Below are 18,646 nucleotides of genomic sequence, written 5' to 3'. Positions count from 1 at the left end.
GGAACACAGCGATGGGCAGGATGGGCTCCAAAACCGGCGATCCATGATTGCCCGGACATGCAGGGCCGCATGAGGCAGAGGTGCCGGAATGCATGCCCTCGAAGACACAAGAAGAAAGACAACCTTATTCGAAAGCCATGGGAGCGTAGTGGCACCATCTTTCGCAGACAGAACAAGAAGGGGAACAACATGAGCAAATTAAAGCAATCCATCACCTACGCATTCGGCGCGTTCGGGCACGATGCCTTCTATGCGGCATTGACGACGTATTTCATCACTTTTGTCACCAGCCAGCTTCTGGAGACGCCGAACGGCGGTCAGGTCAACGCCTGGCTGATCGGGATCATCACCACATTGGTCGTCACCATTCGTGTCGTAGAGATCTTCTTCGATCCGTTTCTGGGCGCTTTGGTCGACAACACCCACACTCGATGGGGAAAGTTCAAACCGTGGATCATGGGCGGGGCCAGCATCAGCTCCATCGCCTTGGTGCTGATCTTCTTCAATTTCTTTGGACTCACCGCAACCCACCCCATTGTCTATCTGGTGCTGTTCGTCATCGTGTTCGTCATCGCCGACTTCTCCTATTCCGTGCTTGACGTCGCGTTCTGGGGCCTGCTGCCATCGCTGAGCCTGGACTCCGATTCCCGCGCGAGCATCAGCTCCATCGCCCGTTTCGGCTCGACTTTGGGCGGCACGGGTGTCGCCGTGGTTCTGGTACCGCTTAATGTCTGGTTCTCGCACATTTTCGCACATACGCAAGGCAGCGAACAGACCCGCGCCGGCTGGATCGGATTCGCCATCGTGATCGCCGCGCTCTCGCTGATCGGCGCGCTGCTCACCTGCTGGGGCACTCAAGAGGGGCAGGACGCCATCAGGAGAACACCCAGAAGACCTCGTTCCGCGACATCTTCCGTATCATCGGCAAAAACGACCAGCTGATGTGGACGGCCCTGGCCTATCTGCTCTTCGCCTTCGGGTTCTCCACGACCAATTCCATGATCGTCTATTACTTCCGTTACGTTCTGGGCAAGCCGGAATCGTATTCGCTGGTGGGCGTGGTCGAAGCCGTGCTGGGCATCCTCGCCGTTGTCAGCTTCCCCACCCTGCAACGGCTTGTCACCCGCAAGCGCGTCTATCTGTATTCCGTCGTCGTCGAAGTGGTGGGCTACATCCTCTTCATCTTCTCCGGACGCAGCGTCACGCTGGCCTTGGTGGCGACAGGGCTGTGCTATGTGGCGCAACCGCTGGTGTTCCTAGTGGTGCTCAACACCATCTCGGACTGCGTGGAATACGGCCAGCTCAAACTGGGAACGCGCAACGAATCCGTCACGCTCACCGTCCGCCCGTTGATCGACAAACTTGCGGGATCATTCTCGACGGCCGTCGTCAGCTTCGCCGCCGTGTCGGCGGGTATGACCGGTTCGGCCACAGCTGCCGATATCTCGAATACCGGAGTGACCCAGTTCAAAGGTTTCATGCTCTATATGCCACTGGTCCTCATCGTGATCTCGGCAATCGTCTTCGCGCTGAAGGTCACCTTGACGGAAGGCAGGCACGAGGAAATCGTGAAAAAGCTTGAGGCCAAGCTCAGGCCGGAAACCGAGGTCTCCATGGAATCCTCCGTCGTTCAATCCCCGAGCGGGGATACGGTGGAAGAAACCGCAAGCGTAACAGTGGAATCCAACCCAAACGCTACCGGCACGGCAGAGAAGAATTAATGGAAAACCGGTAGGTTACCTGCCCTGACTTTGGAGGCCCATGAGTAGCATCGCAATCTCAGCGATACTGACGTTCGTGCTTTTTCATGCCTGCCAGATAGTGAGAGGCCCCTGCGGCCGAGTCGCTGCGTTCAAGATTCTGCTCGGAGCCGTCCGTCACCAGTCGGGCGCTGAACATCGCCTCGTATTCGGCCATGCTCAAACGCTCGCGTGCATCGAGCAAGGCGCGGTGGCCCTGCGCATCCAAACGATTTCGGTAACGGGGCTGCAGCGTGCCGAAATAGAGTTCCGCCACAGAACCGGACCCGTAGGAAAACAGGCCGATGCGGTCGCCCGCCTGGAGGCTTTCGTCATTGTCGAGCAGCGAAAGCAGAGCGAGATAGATCGAGCCGGTATAGATGTTGCCGACCTCCTTGCCATAGACGATGCTCCGTTCGAAGCGCTCGGTCAGCCGGTTGTAATTAGCCTCGGAAATCTTGCCATTGCCCAGCGTTCGCAGGCCCTTGCGCCCCATTTTCGAAAACGGGATGTGGAAGAGCAGCGCCTGCAGATGTTCCGGATCGGCCAAGCCCTGCTGCTGGGCCTTGTCCCAAAGATCGGAGAACATGCCGACATAGACTTCCTCGGAGAATTTGCCGCGGGCGAAAGCCTCGGTGGAATAGTTGGGACGCCAGAAATCGCCGGTGCTGCGGCTTGCGTACAGCGATTCCGGCTCAATGGCAAGGATGCCGGGGTCACGCGTGACAAGCATCGCCACCGCTCCTGCCCCCTGCGTCACCTCGCCAGGCGTATCAAGACCGTAACGCGCGATGTCGGAGGCAATGACCAGAACCTTGCGCCCGGGATGACAGCGCACATAATCACACGCGAGCTGGATGCCGGCGGTCGCGCCGTAGCAGGCTTCCTTGATTTCGATGGCACGAAGATCGGCGGTTAATCCCAGCAGATCCTGAACGAAAAGCGCCGCGGCCTTGGACTGGTCAATGCCGCTTTCCGTGGCGACAATCAGCATGCCGATTTCCTGCCGATCGTCATCGGAAAGTATCGGCTCGGCGGCGTTGGCGGCCATGGCGACGACGTCCTGGTCGAGCGCGGCCACCGACATCCTGTTCTGCCCGATGCCGATGAGGTATTTGTTGGGATCCACGCCGCGGGCTTCGGCCAGATCGACCAGGTCAAGATAGTGGTTGGGCGTGTAGAAGTTGATTTTATCAATACCGGCCTTGACATTGTCGGCCTGGTTGGATTCCTGTGTCATGACTCGTCCGTTTCGTGTTTGTTTTTACTGCGATTACTTCAATGCATTACGTAGTTGGGTAAGCAGATTTGCCGCGGTTTCCAAGCTGGCATGTGCCGGATCGGCACGAAGCCCCGACACCACTGGCGCCAGCTCCTCCGGCCTCGCTCCTGCGGACATCGCAAGGCTTTTGAACTGAAGATTCATATGACCTTCCTGAATGCCTCGGGTCACCAGCGCCCGCATCGCCGAACAGTTGGAGGCCAGACCGACGCTGGCGACGATACCCATGAGCCGCGATGCATCAGGCCGGTGCAGCAGTTTCAGGCTCAGCTTGGCCATCGGCAACGTTGACATCGCGCCGCCGACGCTGCCCAAAGGCAACGGAATATCGATACTTCCGACCAGTTGTCGGCATTGTTCGTCGACAGACCATTTCGTCCAGGTCCTGCGTTGGTCATTCAGATCGGCATAGGCCGCGGCGTTGATGTTTCTGGTGTCGTTGCCGGTGGCGAGCACCACCGCGTTGATGCCGTTCATGATGCCTTTGTTGTGCGTGGCCGCTCGCAACGGCGAGATTTCGGCGAAACGGGCTGCCGCAACGATACGCCGGGCGACCTCTGAGCCGTCCATATCGCGGGTCGCCAAGCTGTCGAAATCGATACGCGCCTGCGCCCGCGCACGCTGGTTTTGGGTATCGTTGGAAAGGATGGCCATCAAGAGGTCGAGCCCGTCAAGCCGCTTGACACAATACTTTGCGACCGCTTCGGCAATGGTGTTGACCACGTTCGCGCCCATCGCATCGCCCGGGTCGATCAGCAAATCGATTTCGGAAAAACCCTTGCCGCACACCACCGAAACACTGATGTTGCGCAACCCTCCCCCATACGTTTGCAGACTGGGGTGTGCGTCGTGCGCGACCTTGCGGATTTCCGCCTCGCGCTCATGCACAAATGTTTGCAGAACCTCGAAATCCTCAGGAATACCGGTAAACACTATCTGGGCGGTGATGCCGTCACGATGCACCGACGTGCGAAAACCGCCGGCACGGGCGATGCGATGCGCGGCATTGCCTGCGGCCGCAATGACGGAAGGCTCCTCGACGGCCATCGGCACCCGCAACGCCTCGCCATCGATGACGAAATGATCGGCCAGACCGAGCGGAACGGGGAAATTGCCGATCTGGTTTTCGACCATATTGGCGGCCACACCAGTCGGCAGCGCCGGCTCGTCGGTCAACACCGGCAAATCATCGTCGTCGATCGCACCTTCGTCGCGTAGTTGCGCAAGCCGCTCGGCTGTGGAAAGCTCATAGAATTTCGTCATCGTATATTCTCCACTTCCATGGCCACGCCTTGCCCGCCGCCTACGCACAGCGCCGCGATGCCGAAACGCTTGCCTGTGCGACGCAGGTTATGCACCAGTGTAGTCAAGATCCTGGCGCCGCTCGCCCCGAGCGCATGCCCCAGCGCGAGCGCCCCACCGGAGATGTTGTAACGCCCGGGGTCGATGCCCAGCACTTCGCGCGTCAGCCACGCCTGGGTGGCGAACGCCTCGTTGACTTCATACAAATCGATGTCGGAAACCTCTTGCCCGCAGCGTTCCAGCAGTTTTTCGATGGCCGGAATCGTGGCGTAGCCCATCTGATCGGGCCGATAACCGACCTCGGCGTACCCTCGAATCACCGCTTGCGCCGTCAGGCCGAGTTCGTGTGCCTTCCCAGCCGTAGTGACCACCGTCACCGCTGCCCCGTCGCTCAACGGAGAAGCATTGCCCGCGGTGACCATGCCATCCGAGCGATACACCGGCCTGAGTTTGGCGAGCCCCTCGAGGGTCGTGCCGGGTCGCATGGTCTCGTCGCGCTCCAGACCTCCGACCGGCAGCACTTCGCCGTCGAAACAGCCGGCGTTCCAAGCCACATCGGCCTTGCGCTGCGAGTCGAACGCGTAGCGGTCGAGTTCGTCCCGCCTTACGCCGAAATGTTGCGCGAGGTTTTCGGCGGTGACCCCCATCGCGTAATCGCCGAAGGCGTCGTTGAGCGCGTCATAGTGCAAGGTGTCATGCCAATGGTCGACGTCGAATTCATTCTTGCCGATCCGACGTGCGAAGGCGGCCGCGTTCGACATGCTTTCAGTGCCCCCCGCCAGCACCACGTCCGCATCGCCCATCATAACGGCGCTCTGGGCCAGACGAACGGCCTTGAGCCCGGAACCGCAGACCTGATTGACGGTCATGGCCGTGCCGGACATCGGCATGCCTGCGCCGAGCTGCACCTGCCGCGCGACGTTCTGTTTTAAGCCGGTGCCGAGCACGTTGCCCAGAATCACCTGATCGAAGATGTCGGCGGACAGACCGGAACGCCGCAATCCTCGCTTGGTCAGGTCGGTGGCCATATCCACCGCGCTCATATCGCTTAACGCGCCGCGGAATCTTCCGGTTGCCGTACGCCACGAAGCGGCGATGACCACGTCATTGCCTCGAAGCCGCGCCCCGTTCATCGGCCCACCCCGACAAATCCGAGAATCACGGCACCCGTACTCCGAACCAAACCCCAATCACACAAGCACATACGCACAATCCTCCCTAGCGCTTGCCAGACTAAGTGAGGACCATACGGATACGAAAGGAGCTGTGACGCTATCTCCACCAGCGTTCACAGCCCCTTTACCGATATCGCAAGTTCATCACAACTTCGGCGTCATCATTCTCGTTTTATCCGTCAAAAGTCGTTTCATGCTTGCAATATCATTACAATTTGTTTTCGATTCTCGTATTTATGACTCCTTATGTGCCGAATCGGAAGCCACGGCCGCCAGAGCACGCGGAGCATGGAAACCACGATGCGCGAACTCGTCGGCGATGGCCTGCGCCACCGCACGGCCCTGGCCCTTGTCGACCAGCGCGATGATGGATCCGCCGAAACCGCCGCCGGTCATGCGGGCACCGTACGCACCGTGTTTGCGGGCGACGTCGACCGCCACATCCAGCTCGGGGACGGTGACCTCGTAGTCTTGGGCCAGTGAATCGTGCGAGGCGTTGAACAAGCGTCCGGCCTCCTTGACATTCCCCGCCGCGAATGCCTTGACAAATTTCGGCACACGCCAGATTTCGGTGACGACGTGGCGCACGCGCTTCTTCATCGTCTCGTCGCCGAGCTTGCCCAGCACATCGCGCAACGCGGCCTGGGCGGCATCGGCGTCATCACCGGCATCTTGCGAGATACGGTCGGCGATCACCCGCAGGTTTTCAACGCCAAGCGCTTTCGCGGCTTCTTCGCAGGCACTGCGACGCGCCTCGTACTGGCCGTCGTTGAGCTGGTGCTTGGCCTGGGTGTCGACCACGAGCAGCTCAAGCCCGAGCGATTCAAGGTCGAACGGCTGCTGCGAGACGCTGTGCAGAGCGTCAAGCTCCGGACGGCAATCCAGAAGCAGCGCATGGTCAGGGGTGCAACGCATGGAAGCGTTCTGATCAAGACCGCCGGTCGAGGCTCCGGCCATGTCGTTTTCGGCTTTCATCGCGGCCTGGATCAGCGTGACGCGGCCTTCGTCGCTTCCGCCGAAGCCGAGATGGTAAATGTCATCGAGTGCGAGCGCGGTACAACAGGTCATCGCGGCCGACGAGCTCAGCCCGCCACCGACGGGAACGCAGGAGACGAACGCGGCATCGAAGCCTTTCACCGCGTCGAATCCGGCCTCGCGCAGCGCCCAAGCCACGCCGATCGGATAGGCGGCCCAACCCTTGACATCCCGGGCTTTGAGGCCGTCAAGGTCGACGGCGACGGGCTTGCGGTCGCCAAAGCTGGAGACGACACGCACCACGCCGCTTTCCTTGGGAGCCACGGCGATGAACGTGCGGTGCGGCAGGGCGATGGGCAGGCAGAGCCCGGCGTTGTAGTCGGTATGCTCGCCGATCAGGTTCACGCGCCCGGGCGCGCTCCACACGCCAGCGGGGGCCTCGCCGAACGTGTCGACAAAGAGCTCGGCGACTTCGCCGACAGCCTCCTTGGCATCAAACGGCTCAAGGTATTGGACGTCTCTGATAGTGCTCATTTGATTTCCTCCATGGAATGAATATGACGGAGATGATGGTGGTAACGATGGTAACGATACTGAAGGCGGCGCGGCAGCAGCGAAGCCGGCCGGCTCAGTCGATATCGATCGGACCGAGCTCGTGGAAGCGGGCGGCGATGCGTTCCGGCGTCGTGTCGCTAACCCACGCGGCCATGCCCGATTCGCTTCCGGCCAGGTACTTGATCTTGTTGGCGGCGCGGCGGAAGGAGAAGAACTGCAGGTTGAGCCGGTAGTTCTCGCGGCGCGAGTCGTGGATCGGCGCCTGATGCCATGCGGAAATGTAGGGCAGGTCCATGCCCTTGCCGTCGCCCTTATCGAAGAAGGCGTTGCCACGGCGCAGCAGATGCGAATACATCGAGGCCAAGTCCCAGCGTTCCTGATCGTTGAGCTCGTCGAGGGTCAAGACATCGCGCACCGGGGCGACGTGCACTTCCAATGGCCAGCGCGCGGCGGCCGGCACGTAGGCGACCCAACTGGAATTGCGCATCACCACGCGGGTGCCGGCCTCAAGCTCGGCGTTCATGATATCGCGCAGCAGGTTGCCGCCGTTCTTTTCGTGGTAGGCCTGCGTGTGTTGCAGCTCGGTTTCCATCTTTGGCGGGATGAACGGGTAGCAATAGACCTGGCCGTGCGGGTGCGCCAGCGAGACGCCGATTTCGGCGCCGTGGTTCTCAAAGGGGAAGATCTGCTCGATGCCGTCCATATGCGAGATCTCGGAAGTACGGAAGGCCCACGCCTCCACGACGGTGCGCAGGCGGGAGACCGGCAGGTCGGCCGGCAGTCCGTTTTCGTTGGGGTCGAAGCAGATGACCTCGCAACGCCCGGACGCAGGCTTCTGCTGCCACAGCGCATTGCCGTCGACGTCGGTGACCACGTCCGGCACGCCGGGTACCTGCACCATCGAAGGGAAACGGTTTTCGAAGATGACCACGTCGTAATCGGTGTCGGGCACTTCCCCGTCCTGGTAGGGGTCGCCGGGCTTGCGTGCGGCCAGCGGGTTGCCTTTGGCCGTGGCCCCCGGTCCGGCGGTGATCGGCCGGTTCATGCGTGCCGCGGCCATCGGAATCCAGTCTCCGGTCAGCGGGTCGCGGCGCATGATCGGCTCGGCGTACGGCACTTCGTTGCCGTCGGCGTCAAGATGCGGGGCGAACCGGTCGGCCAGCGGCCGCGGATCGACGAGCTCACGGGTCTTGGCTCCGGAAACATATTCCGGGTCGTCGTCCAGATAGAAGAAATCGCGCCCGTCCGCCAGCGTGGTGGGTGTGATGCGGATATGCTCACACGCATATGTTCCGGGACGATAATACTTGAATTGTTCCTGCTTCATTGCTGTTCCTTTGTATGGGTTTCCATATCATCAAGCCTTCGGTTTCCGCCGTTCGCGACGTTTGCCGTCGACCTCGCGTTTTGCCAGAACCTGCCAGACGATTGCCGCCATGCTTCTTTTGCAACCTTGCAGCTTGTTGCTTGCGACATATCGACCGGCCGATCACGGCCATTCAGTCCTCGACCTGCCCCGGGCCTTTGGTCAGGATCAGGTGTTTGACCAACTTGCGCGTCTCCTCTGCCGAAGTCGGGTCGAGCCCGTCGTCGGTGATGAGGGTGTCGACCTGGTCGAAACGTGCGAAGAGGGAAAGCGAGGTGCAGCTCCATTTGGTGTGGTCGGTCAAGATGATGGTCTTGTCGGCGATATCCATCATGGCCATGTCCGTGGCGGCCTCGAGCGAATTCGGCATCAGGAAACCGCGTGGCACCGAGACGGAATGCGTACCCAGGAATACGGTGTTGACACGAAGCGATTCGATGACCTTGTCGGAAATCGGGCCGACCAGGGAGTTCGAACGGGTGATCACGCCGCCGGTGACGATGACCTCGACGTCCTTGCTTTCCAGCGCCTGCACCAGTTCCGCCACCGGTATGGAGTTGGTGAGGATGGTGATATTGCTCGCGCGTTGGCTTTCCAGCAGATGCTGGGCGAAGATATATGACGTCGTACCGCCGCCGATGGCGATGACGTCACCGGGCGAGACGTATTTGACAGCTTCCTGCGCGATCGAGTCCTTGAGCCCGATGTCCATCTGCGATTTGACGGAGAACAGAGGTTCGCTCAGCAGAGTGCTCGTAGTCACCGCCCCACCATGGACGCGCTTGAGCAACCCCTTGTCGGCGAGGTCGGCGATATCACGACGCACCGTCATGGCCGAGACGCCGAGCTCCTTGGAAAGGGCGGTGATACGTACAGCGCCTCGGGTGCGAAGCCTGCTTAAGATCAAATGCTGCCGTTGTGACGAAATCATATGAACATTATCGCACAAATACGAGCATCAAACAAACCAGCCTGAGCGTTTCATTCGGTCGTTTTACCAAAATCGAACATTTTAGCAACGATAACCCTATATTCCCACAGCAAATAAAACAAAAATGTTCAAATCGTAAGGATCAAATCCGCCCGAATCTATTGGGTTACGGACGCGCGAAGCCATCAAAACCATATCGGAGGACGGCAAAAGACGATAACGCTATGCAAACAAGAACGCGACAAAACCACGTATTGCAAACTGCGAACAATACACCACAAACGTTCTGGCTTACTGCCCGTCATCTGTCTGAGGCTGGGCCTGCCCCTCGTCGAGATCCTGCTGCTCGACCTGCGGCTGCTCCTCATTCTGCGTTTCGGTCCTCTGGTAGGTACGTCTATACGAATATCCGTTGCCGGAATTGCCCTGACTGCTGGCATCGGCGGAAACGCTGGCACCGCCCATGTACTTCGGGTCCGGGTTGCCGTAGCTGTTGTCGATCGGCGCGTTGATGTCCGCAAGGTACTTGTTCATGAACTCCGTCCACGCCGGGGTGGCGATGTCGGCGCCGTACCAGTAGCCGTGGGAGCGGCCGTTGATGGTCTTACCGGAGAAGGAGACGTTGTATTCCGCGTTGCCCACGGAGACGAAGGTCGCCACCTGGCCCGGAATGAAGCCGGAAGTGAGCATACGCGTCTGCTCGTTGGTGCCGGTCTTGGCGAAGGTCTTGCGTCCGTTGTCGAGCTGAGCCTTCTTGGCCTGGCCGTCGGAACGGATGACGCCTTGGTTCATCGCGTAGGCCGTGGTCTGTGCGATCGCCGGTTCGATGGCCTGATGGCAGTTGGCGCTGGGCACCTTCAAGGACTTGCCCTGTTTGTTGATGACCTTCTTCAGGGCGATCGGCGTGCACTCCACGCCGTTGGCCGCGATGGTGGCATACACGTTGGCCATGGTCAGCGGGGAGGCCGCGACCGTGCCGATGATCAGCGGGCCGGGCCAGTTCTTGGAGGAGAACAACGTGTCCCCGACCGGTGCCTGATGATAGCCCACGGTCTTCGCAGCATCGATGACCGGGCACATCCCGATCTGATCGATCATGGCCGCCTGTGTGGTGTTGTGCGAATGGACAAGGCCGTCGAGCACGGATTCCGAGCCTCCGACACCGCCCTCCGAATTCTTTGGAGACCAGCCGTTGGCAGTGCCGGAATAGCCCGGGCATGCGAAGGAATGTTTGGGATAAAGGCCCTTGGGATGCACGATGTCGGTGATGGACCGGCCTTGCTGCATCCACGCCACCATGTTGATGGGCTTCCACGTCGAACCGACTTCCCAGCCGGCACCGCCCCCGTCTTTCTGATCGACGGCATAGTTGATGGCCGTGCGTGTGGGGTCGCTTTTCGCGGCATCGGTGGGGTCATAAGTGCGGTTGATGCCGAAGCCGAGCACCTCGCCGGTTCCCGGTTTGATGGCGGCTATCGAGACCTCGAAGCCGCTGGGGTCTGCCGGCGGAATCGTGTCGCGCGCGGCCTGCATGGCGTCGGCATTGGCGTGAATGTCCATCGTGGTGTAAATGCTGAGCCCGCCTTCGTTCAGAAGCTTGGTGCGCTCCTTGGCGGTTTTGCCGAACTCCTTGGAGTTGAGAATCTGCTTGGTAGCGTAATCGCAGAAGAACCCCGCATCACCGGCGGCCTGGCAGCCGACCTGTGTGGAGTTGTTCTGCAGGTTCAGCGTGCTGGCTATGGGCTGGGCGCGGAATTTGTCGTGGTCGGACTGCGAGATGAAATGCTGCTGCAGCATCAGATCGAGGACGATGTTGCGCTGTTTCTGCGCTTCGGGCTGGTTCTGGGCCACCGAAGGATCGTACCTCGCCGGGTTTTTGGTGATGGCCGCGATGGTGGCCGCCTGGCCGATGTTGAGGTTGGAGGCGGAGACGTTGAAGTAGCGCTTCGCCGCGGTTTCGACGCCGTACAGGTTGTTGCGCCCGAACTGGGCGATGTTCAAGTATCCCTGCAGAATCTCGGCCTTGCTGTATTGCTTCTCCATCTGCACGGCGATCAGCATCTCGCGTACCTTACGGGCGATGGTGTCTTCCGAAGCGTGGTATTCGGCGATGGGATCGTTCTTTTCCTTCGCCTGGATAAGCAGTACGTTCTTGACATACTGCTGCGTCAGCGATGAACCACCCTGCGTATCGCCGTGCTTGATGAATGTCTGGACGAAGGCTCGAAGCACGCCCTGCATATCCACGCCCGCATGCTCGAAGAAACGGCGGTCCTCACGGGCGACCACGGCCTGCTGCATGGGCTGCGAGACCTGTCGCAACGGGACTACGGTGCGGTTCTGCGCGTAGAAGGAGGCGATGACGGTTTTGCCGTCGGACGCGTAGATGGTGGATTTCTGCGGCAGGCTGGTGACGTCGAAATCGATGTCCTCGGTTTTCAGCGTCGGTGCGACGGTACGGGCCATGCCGTTGAGTCCAAGCACTCCGGGGATGAAGAACATACCACCGACGACGCCACCGGCGATGCAAAGGGTCACATAGGTCAACAGCAAAGCAATCACGCGCCTCACCGTGAGGTTGTTCTTCATTTCAGGCATGGTGTTCATTCTAGGATATCGCCTCTACCGAAACGGCCAATTGCGTAGCCTTATCGCCTATTGCGTACTTCATCCGGGAGAGTCTGGGAGATTGCGGAAAATCGGCCGAACGAACCATAAAAAAATCGCGGCTCGGAGCCATGAGGCAACGAGCCGCGACATATATCTCAGAACTATTACGAAGCGATGATCAATGACGGGAACGACGAATCAGCGCACCGGGCTGGTAGATGATGATGGCGCGGCCTTCACGGGCGATCCATCCGCGATTGGCGAAGTCCATCAGCGCCTTGTTGACCGTCTCACGCGAGGAACCGACCAGCTGGGCCATCTCTTCCTGCGTCAGGTCGTGCGGCACCTTCACGCCGGATTCCACGGGCTCGCCGAAACGCGAAGCCAGATCGAGCAGCGTCTTGGCCAGTCGCGCGGGAACATCCATGAATACAAGGTCGGAAATCTGCTCGTTGTTCGCGCGCATGCGGTTGGCCATCACCTGCAGCATATCCACAGCCACGCGCGGATACTTGTTGAGCCACGCGAAGAGGGTGTCATGCTCGAGCCAGCCAACCTGCGTGCCGTTGTTCATCGCGATGGCCGAAGCCGTGCGAGGGCCGCCGGCGGGATCGAAAACCGGAATCTCTCCCAGAATCTCGCCGCGGGTATGGATGCTCAACAGCTGCACACGATTGTCGCTGGCCTCACGGGTGAGCTTTACTTTCCCGCTTTCCAGCAGATACATGCGCTGATCGGTGGAACCTTCATGAAAGATGTAATCACCCTTCTCGAATTCCGCGCGCTTCATGAATGGCATGAGCTCCTCCGCATTGGCGTGAGAGACATGCTTGAACAATGTCGTTTGCAGAAGTTCATTGTCCGCTTCATTTGCCCCATTCGGACTTGCCACGAGAATGCACCTCCAAAAAAAATATTAACCGTCGTATTACCAGAAACTCATTGCCTTGAAACTGGTCGAACTCAAATCTATCTCAATTGTAGCTCAGTTTGGCATACGTTTCGAGGTAAGAGAAAAGTGTTTCAAATGGAATATTTTTTTGCCGTTTGATAGGTGCAACACGTTTGACGGCCGATTTGACGGATTTATCACTCATCTTTTCCGAAGAGGTTTTGAGCATCCTTCCCATATTCTCCTCGTCGATGTCGTAGGCAAGGGTGACATGGTGCAGCAATGCCCCCGGCCCGCCGCCGACCGGAGGGAAGAGGCGCTGTGCCGCGCCGCCGATCTTGCCCTGTGCCGAAGCGATGTCGTTGGTGCCGCTGAAAAACGCGTCAATGCCGAGATCCCGAAGCGCATCGACCAGCCATTGGTCGCACAAACGGAACGATTCATCGACGGGGAGGCTCGCGACAAACCCCTTGGGCGCATAGAGAGAATAGGTGATGACGTCACCCGGTTTAATGAACATCGCACCACCGCCCGTGCTGCGACGGACGATGTCAAAACCCTCCTGCCGCGCGGCTCGTATGTCCACCTCACGCTCGATGGATTGGAACCTGCCGACCACGACGGCCGGCCCCGCCCAATGCCAAAACCGCAACGTCGCAGCCCTCTGACCGGCAGCCACCTGCCGCGCCCAATCCTCATCCGTCTCCATCTGTTCGACAGGAGTGCGGGTGACGTCATGCACCACCTGCGGGCGCAACGAACTCCAACGCTTTTTACGGATTTGATGAAAAGCGTCGGTATTTGACGTCAATATGTCTGAAACATCGTCAACGCCAACATTTGCACAAATTGAACGGCCCTTTTCGCTTGAAGAACCGTTTTCTTCTTTCCGCAAAGCTCTTTGGTAGGCCTTCGATATCGCGGCGGCGTCGACACCTGCCAGTCCGAGCGACGGATAGCGACGGAATACGTCGTCCAACGGCGAGCCTGCGACAAGGGCTGCTCCGAGATCCGCAAGCATGGCCCGTGCGGCGTCATCGTCGTCGCCCAGGACGAAAAAATCGCCGTCAATCGTACAGGTTACCGGCTTACCGGCCGCGTCCACCACGACATCGACCCCAACCAGCTTGCCACCGGGGGTCTTGTATTCGCCTCGCATCAATCATCACCATATCAAAAGGCGGTGCGAAAACGCCGACAACACGTTCCGCACCGCACCAAAACAACAGATCAACCTCAAGGTTCAGATTCCTCAAACCTTGCCTATGAACGGCTAAAGCGCGCTATTCCAGCAGTTCCATTCCTTTGGCGTCCCTGTGCCAAGGCGAACCGTAGTTTGAACTGAGGATCAGCACGCCTTCGATCAGCCCCCAGATGAAGGCCGCGATGGGACCGAGCCCGAAGAGTATCCAACCGATCAGGGTCAACAGCAGCTGGGCGATGGCCTTGCCATAGAAACCGAGATAGAAATTATGGACGCCCAACCATCCCAGGAAAATGCCCAACAGTCCCGCAGCCATCTTGCTTCTGGGCTGGTAGCCGTAAGGCAGCGGCTCCGGCTGGCCATATTGCGGGGCATAAGGCTGACCTTGCGGGTAGGCGTTCTGGTTCTGCGCAGAATATGGATCGCTGTAGCCACCAGGGGCATAACCGTAATTCGGCTGTCCGTAGTCGGACTGGGCATAACCGGCCTGGCCGTAATTCGGCTGGCTATACGGCGACTGCTGCGGCTGTCCGTAGTTGGGCTGAGCATAATTCGGCTGCTGGCTGGATTGCGAAGCACCGGCCTGGCCGTAGTCGGCCTGGCCATATTGCTCGCTCTGGCCTTGATATTGCCCGTAAGCTCCGCCCTGTTGGCCCTGCGAAACGTTGGAACCTTGCTGATTGTCAGGACCCTGGGGGTTTTGCGCCCCGGGTTGGCCGCCTTGTGGATCTGGTGTATTGTTCATAGTCTTAAGCCTAGCCCAAACGGTCGAAACCATCATGCGAGAACGCTGAAAACCGACTGAAAAATCAAGATGCCGTTATCATTTTCAGACCATTTTCTTTAAAAAAGAATCGGGTGCTCCCACTAGCGAAAAGCACCCGAAACCGATGAATATCAATATATTCTACGAACTTATTATTTAATATATTGTATTATTTTTTACTTTATTTGAGACGTCACAGCCGCGCCAGAATATCCCGTCCGACTTCGGCGGTGGTGCGCGTCTTCTGCGCGTTTTCGGCGATATCGTCCTCAACGACCGTTTCGATACGCGCGGCGGGCTCATCCATGCCAAGGTGACGCAGCAGCATCGCAGTGGAGAGGATGGTCGCGGTCGGGTTGGCGATGCCCTTGCCGGCGATGTCAGGGGCGGAGCCGTGGATCGGCTCGAACATCGAAGGATACTCGTTCGTTGCGTTGATGCAGCCGGACGCCGAATAGCCGACGCCGCCGACCACGCTACCGGCCTCGTCGGTGATAATGTCGCCGAAGAGGTTGTCGGTCAGGATCACGTCGAAGCGGGACGGCTCGGTGACCATGAAGATGGTGGTCGCATCGATGTGCAGGTAATCGTGGCTGACCTCGGGGTATTCCTCGCCCACCTTGTCAACGATGCGCTGCCACATATCGCCGGCGTTGATCAGCACGTTCTTCTTGTGCACCAGCGTGACGTGCTTCTTGCGTTTCATCGCCAGGTCGAAGGCGTAACGCACCACGCGCTCGACGCCGTAGGCCGTGTTGATGGAGACCTCGGTGGCCACCTCGTGGGGCGTACCCTTGCGGATCGCGCCGCCTGCGCCGCAATAGAGGCCTTCGGTGCCTTCGCGCACCACGACGAAATCGATGTCGCCCGGGTTCTTCAACGGGGACTCGACACCTTTGTAGAGCTTGGACGGGCGCAGGTTGACATACTGGTCAAGATCGAAACGCAGTTTCAACAGCAAACCACGTTCAAGTAAGCCGGCCGGTACGTCAAGCCGAGGGTCGCCAATGGCCCCCAACAGAATGGCGTCGGTTTTCTTGATACGCTCGAGGTCCTCGTCAGGCAGCACAGCCCCATCACGCACATAACGCTGGGAGCCGAGGTCGAAGTCCTCATACTCGAAATCGGCCACACCCTGCGTAGCCTTCTCCATGACCTGCTGGGCAGGAGGAATGATTTCCTTGCCAATGCCGTCGCCTGGAATGACGGCGATATGATATGTTTTTTTAGTGCTCATAGCCGCGACGTTAGTACCGAATTCGGCACTGTCCACTATATGGTCCAGCAAATGGACATTCTCTCGAATCATGCCAAGACCATGGTTATGTCTATCTCAAAGCGCATTAATTTTCAATCGCACCGGATCTTGGTTATTCGTCAATTCCCATGGTATGAAGACACCAGGCGTTTTCGTCGCTGACTTCCTGCCACTGCTTGTAGCGCCCGGAAGTCCCACCGTGACCGGCCTCGACCTCGATGCGCGCGATGGCGTCGACGCCCTGCGATTGCAGACGGGCGATCCATTTCAGCGGTTCGACGTAGAGCACACGGGTATCGTTCAGCGAAGTGGTGGCGAAAATCTTCGGGAAACGCTTGGCAGGTTTCCCGCTTTCCTTTTCCGAATCGGTATCCCCCTGCCAATGGCCGAACGGCGCGTTTTCGTACGGGGAATACGACTTCATATAGTCATAGACGGCCTTGTCGTGAAGCGGATCGCCCCACTCGTCCCATTCGGTGACCGTCAGGGGCAGCGACGGGTCGAGAATCGAGGTGAGCGCGTCCACAAACGGCACGTCGGCCTCGATGCCCGCGTAGCATTCCGGAGCCATGTTCGCCACGGCACCCATCAAGAGGCCTCCCGCTGAACCACCATTGGCGACGCTGCGTTTCGGATCGGCAAGTCCGGCCCGCTGCAAGGCTCGGGTGGCATCCACGAAATCATTGAACGTATTACGTTTATGAAGCCTTCTTCCCTGCTCATACCAGGCACGGCCCATCTCGCCGCCGCCACGCACATGCACCACGGCGTAGAGCACGCCACGGTCGAGCATACTCACTCGCGCCACGGAAAAACCGGGGTCGCTGTCGGCCTCGTAGGCCCCGTAACCGGTGATGAACATCGGGCCGGCGGCAGCAGAGGAGAACCGGTGCTCATCGGACTTGTCGCCGGCGGCATCCAGCACATCAATGCCAGTCAAATCCGTGCCCAACGCAGCCATGGCCTTGCATCGATCCGGCCGCCAGACCAAGGAAACCGGCACCAGCTCGCCGTCGCGCACCCGCACCCAGATACGCCGTTCTCGATAGTCCGCCGCGTTGAAGCCGCCGCGCACCTTCGCCCGCTTGAGCAGCCTGCTTTTGCCGGTGGCCACATCGAGTTCACGAAGCTGGCCCGGCTGCGTATAGCTCGAGAACGAATAGCGCAGGCGCGGCACGTCATAAGAAGGGTTGCCGCCGGCACCGATGGAGTACAGGCATTCATTGCCGCCTTCCACGTCCGGCCGCAACTCGCGGAAACACCACGAACGGTGCGCCAGAAAGTCCTGCAGAGCCTCGTCTTTGGGCATCACCGCGATGTGCGGAAGACTGTCTTTGCGATAACTCAGCACCACAAAATTGCGATACATGGCGATGCCTTCGATACCAAGCCCGCGAGCGCCTTGCAATATGGACGGGTTCACTATATTCCAATAAGGAGTATCCACACGCTTGCCGGAAGCCCCGGGTTCCACAAGGTTGCCGCGTTCGCAGCCATACGGCGACCCTTGGGCCACGACCACTCCCTCACCGAGCTGATATGGCGGCTCGTGCAACTTCAGATCGAGCACATCCACTTCGAAATTCGGGTTGTTTGCGTTGTGATAGACCAGTGCCAGCGGGATATCGGTCCCGCCAACGCCCGCGCCTTCGAAGCTGGCGAAACTGACATCGTATTCGACGCCTTCCTGCCGCGGGATGAACGCCCGGAACTCGCCTTCGGGGTCGCTGACCGGCAGCATCAGCACCTCGCTGGTGGTCTTGGACGAGCAGCCGATGACCATGTTGCGTTCGTCGAAGCTCAGCCCGACGCCGATCCAGAAGTGTTCGTCGGATTCGCGGAACACCTCAACGTCATCATCGACAGGCGTGCCGACCCGGTGCCGGCAAACCGCATATGGCCGCCAGGATTGGTCGAGCATCGTGTAGAACACCCACTTGCCGTCGGGTGTGAAGCAGGCCTCGGCAATACTCTTGAAAATTTCGGGCAGCTCGTGGCCGTCCTCGAGGCTGCGGATGCGGTAATCATAGCGTTCGCTGCCTGCGGTGTCGGTGCCGTAGAGCAGCCAACGGCCGTCGCGGGTCAGGTCAAGCCCGCCCAGACGGAAGAAATCATGGCCTTTCGCCTCGACGTTCGGATCGAAAACGACCTGCTCCCCGGGATTCGCCCCCGGAGCGTCGCTGGCTTTGATTTGCGGCGGATCCCAATCATCCGGCCCTGCGATCGGCAGGCGGCACTGCACTCCGTATTGTTTGCCTTCCTGGGTGCGCACGAAATACCAATAGCCATCCATCCGCGTCGGCACGGACATGTCCGTCTCGTCGACCCGTGACTTGAGCTCTTCGAACAGGCGGCGTTTCAGTCCGTCGAAACCGGCCGTGCGGGCCTGGTAATATTCGTTTTCCTCACGCACAAAGCGTTGCAATTCCGGTGAATTCTTGTCGCGCATCCACTCGTAGGGGTCAATGAACGTATCGCCGTGAACGCTACGCGCGTGCGGTCTGCACAAGGCTTGCGGAACAGCGGGGGTATCGGCGTGCCGCGTCGAGGCCGCCATGTTCGTTTCATCAGTCATAAGCATCAAGCCTATA

Annotated in this window: 14 protein-coding genes; 2 read left to right on the top strand and 12 right to left on the bottom strand. The window is 59.4% G+C overall.

Annotation, left to right across the window (positions count from 1 at the left end):
- The first annotated feature begins 189 nt into the window (after positions 1 to 189).
- Together OZX74_RS01815 and OZX74_RS01810 are read left to right on the top strand one after the other, a co-directional pair.
- Positions 190 to 942 carry an MFS transporter gene (locus tag OZX74_RS01815; RefSeq protein ID WP_277156885.1) on the top strand — a complete coding sequence of 251 codons (753 nt, stop codon included), beginning with the start codon at positions 190 to 192 and terminating at the stop codon, positions 940 to 942.
- Positions 843 to 1,721, top strand: a complete 879-nt coding sequence (locus OZX74_RS01810) for an MFS transporter (RefSeq protein WP_348519560.1) — start codon at positions 843 to 845, stop codon at positions 1,719 to 1,721. The genes OZX74_RS01815 and OZX74_RS01810 overlap by 100 nt, the downstream gene beginning before the upstream one ends.
- Positions 1,722 to 1,779: 58 nt before the next feature.
- Here OZX74_RS01810 and OZX74_RS01805 read toward each other — a convergent pair whose 3' ends face one another.
- From OZX74_RS01805 to OZX74_RS01750, 12 genes are all read right to left on the bottom strand, one after another.
- Positions 1,780 to 2,979 carry a hydroxymethylglutaryl-CoA synthase gene (locus OZX74_RS01805; RefSeq protein WP_277156884.1) on the bottom strand — a complete coding sequence of 400 codons (1,200 nt, stop codon included), beginning with the start codon at positions 2,977 to 2,979 and terminating at the stop codon, positions 1,780 to 1,782.
- 33 nt (positions 2,980 to 3,012) lie between these two features.
- Positions 3,013 to 4,284 (bottom strand): hydroxymethylglutaryl-CoA reductase, degradative, encoded by a 1,272-nt coding sequence (locus OZX74_RS01800; RefSeq protein ID WP_277156883.1) that lies wholly within the window; start codon positions 4,282 to 4,284, stop codon positions 3,013 to 3,015.
- The gene (locus OZX74_RS01795) at positions 4,281 to 5,456 is read right to left on the bottom strand and encodes a thiolase family protein (protein WP_277156882.1); all 1,176 of its coding nucleotides are present in this window, start codon (positions 5,454 to 5,456) and stop codon (positions 4,281 to 4,283) included. The genes OZX74_RS01800 and OZX74_RS01795 overlap by 4 nt, the downstream gene beginning before the upstream one ends.
- Before the next feature lie 276 nt (positions 5,457 to 5,732).
- Positions 5,733 to 6,998, bottom strand: a complete 1,266-nt coding sequence (galK, locus tag OZX74_RS01790; RefSeq protein ID WP_277157378.1) for a galactokinase — start codon at positions 6,996 to 6,998, stop codon at positions 5,733 to 5,735.
- Between the two features lie 103 nt (positions 6,999 to 7,101).
- Complete coding sequence (gene galT / locus OZX74_RS01785; RefSeq protein ID WP_277156881.1) at positions 7,102 to 8,355, bottom strand: galactose-1-phosphate uridylyltransferase; 1,254 nt, start codon at positions 8,353 to 8,355, stop codon at positions 7,102 to 7,104.
- 172 nt (positions 8,356 to 8,527) lie between these two features.
- Complete coding sequence (locus OZX74_RS01780; protein ID WP_277156880.1) at positions 8,528 to 9,325, bottom strand: DeoR/GlpR family DNA-binding transcription regulator; 798 nt, start codon at positions 9,323 to 9,325, stop codon at positions 8,528 to 8,530.
- A gap of 291 nt (positions 9,326 to 9,616) precedes the next feature.
- A complete protein-coding gene (locus OZX74_RS01775) occupies positions 9,617 to 11,923 on the bottom strand; it encodes a transglycosylase domain-containing protein (RefSeq protein WP_277156879.1) in 2,307 nt (768 codons plus the stop codon).
- Positions 11,924 to 12,113: 190 nt separating this feature from the next.
- On the bottom strand, positions 12,114 to 12,833 hold the full coding sequence (locus OZX74_RS01770) for a Crp/Fnr family transcriptional regulator (RefSeq protein WP_277157377.1): 720 nt from the start codon (positions 12,831 to 12,833) through the stop codon (positions 12,114 to 12,116).
- Between the two features lie 76 nt (positions 12,834 to 12,909).
- On the bottom strand, positions 12,910 to 13,986 hold the full coding sequence (locus tag OZX74_RS01765; RefSeq protein WP_277156878.1) for a lipoate--protein ligase family protein: 1,077 nt from the start codon (positions 13,984 to 13,986) through the stop codon (positions 12,910 to 12,912).
- A 124-nt stretch (positions 13,987 to 14,110) separates the two neighbouring features.
- On the bottom strand, positions 14,111 to 14,776 hold the full coding sequence (locus tag OZX74_RS01760; protein ID WP_277156877.1) for a TM2 domain-containing protein: 666 nt from the start codon (positions 14,774 to 14,776) through the stop codon (positions 14,111 to 14,113).
- 214 nt (positions 14,777 to 14,990) lie between these two features.
- Entirely contained in the window at positions 14,991 to 16,034 is a 1,044-nt protein-coding gene (locus OZX74_RS01755) for a 3-isopropylmalate dehydrogenase (RefSeq protein ID WP_277156876.1), read from the bottom strand.
- A 133-nt stretch (positions 16,035 to 16,167) separates the two neighbouring features.
- Positions 16,168 to 18,630, bottom strand: coding sequence for a S9 family peptidase (locus OZX74_RS01750; RefSeq protein WP_277156875.1), 2,463 nt, complete (start codon positions 18,628 to 18,630; stop codon positions 16,168 to 16,170).
- Positions 18,631 to 18,646: the final 16 nt, after the last annotated feature.

It is taken from the genome of Bifidobacterium sp. ESL0798, assembly GCF_029395415.1.
Classification (GTDB): domain Bacteria; phylum Actinomycetota; class Actinomycetes; order Actinomycetales; family Bifidobacteriaceae; genus Bifidobacterium.
This window is presented reverse-complemented; position numbering and strand designations above follow the sequence as displayed.

Bases quoted from the DNA above. Each gene is read 5' to 3' on its own strand.
- OZX74_RS01815 (WP_277156885.1), top strand. From the start codon at position 190: ATGAGCAAATTAAAGCAATCCATCACCTACGCATTCGGCGCGTTCGGG.
- OZX74_RS01805 (WP_277156884.1), bottom strand. From the start codon at position 2,979: ATGACACAGGAATCCAACCAGGCCGACAATGTCAAGGCCGGTATTGAT.
- OZX74_RS01800 (WP_277156883.1), bottom strand. From the start codon at position 4,284: ATGACGAAATTCTATGAGCTTTCCACAGCCGAGCGGCTTGCGCAACTA.
- OZX74_RS01795 (WP_277156882.1), bottom strand. From the start codon at position 5,456: ATGAACGGGGCGCGGCTTCGAGGCAATGACGTGGTCATCGCCGCTTCG.
- galT (WP_277156881.1), bottom strand. From the start codon at position 8,355: ATGAAGCAGGAACAATTCAAGTATTATCGTCCCGGAACATATGCGTGT.
- OZX74_RS01780 (WP_277156880.1), bottom strand. From the start codon at position 9,325: ATGATTTCGTCACAACGGCAGCATTTGATCTTAAGCAGGCTTCGCACC.
- OZX74_RS01775 (WP_277156879.1), bottom strand. From the start codon at position 11,923: ATGCCTGAAATGAAGAACAACCTCACGGTGAGGCGCGTGATTGCTTTG.
- OZX74_RS01765 (WP_277156878.1), bottom strand. From the start codon at position 13,986: ATGCGAGGCGAATACAAGACCCCCGGTGGCAAGCTGGTTGGGGTCGAT.
- OZX74_RS01760 (WP_277156877.1), bottom strand. From the start codon at position 14,776: ATGAACAATACACCAGATCCACAAGGCGGCCAACCCGGGGCGCAAAAC.
- OZX74_RS01755 (WP_277156876.1), bottom strand. From the start codon at position 16,034: ATGAGCACTAAAAAAACATATCATATCGCCGTCATTCCAGGCGACGGC.
- OZX74_RS01750 (WP_277156875.1), bottom strand. From the start codon at position 18,630: ATGACTGATGAAACGAACATGGCGGCCTCGACGCGGCACGCCGATACC.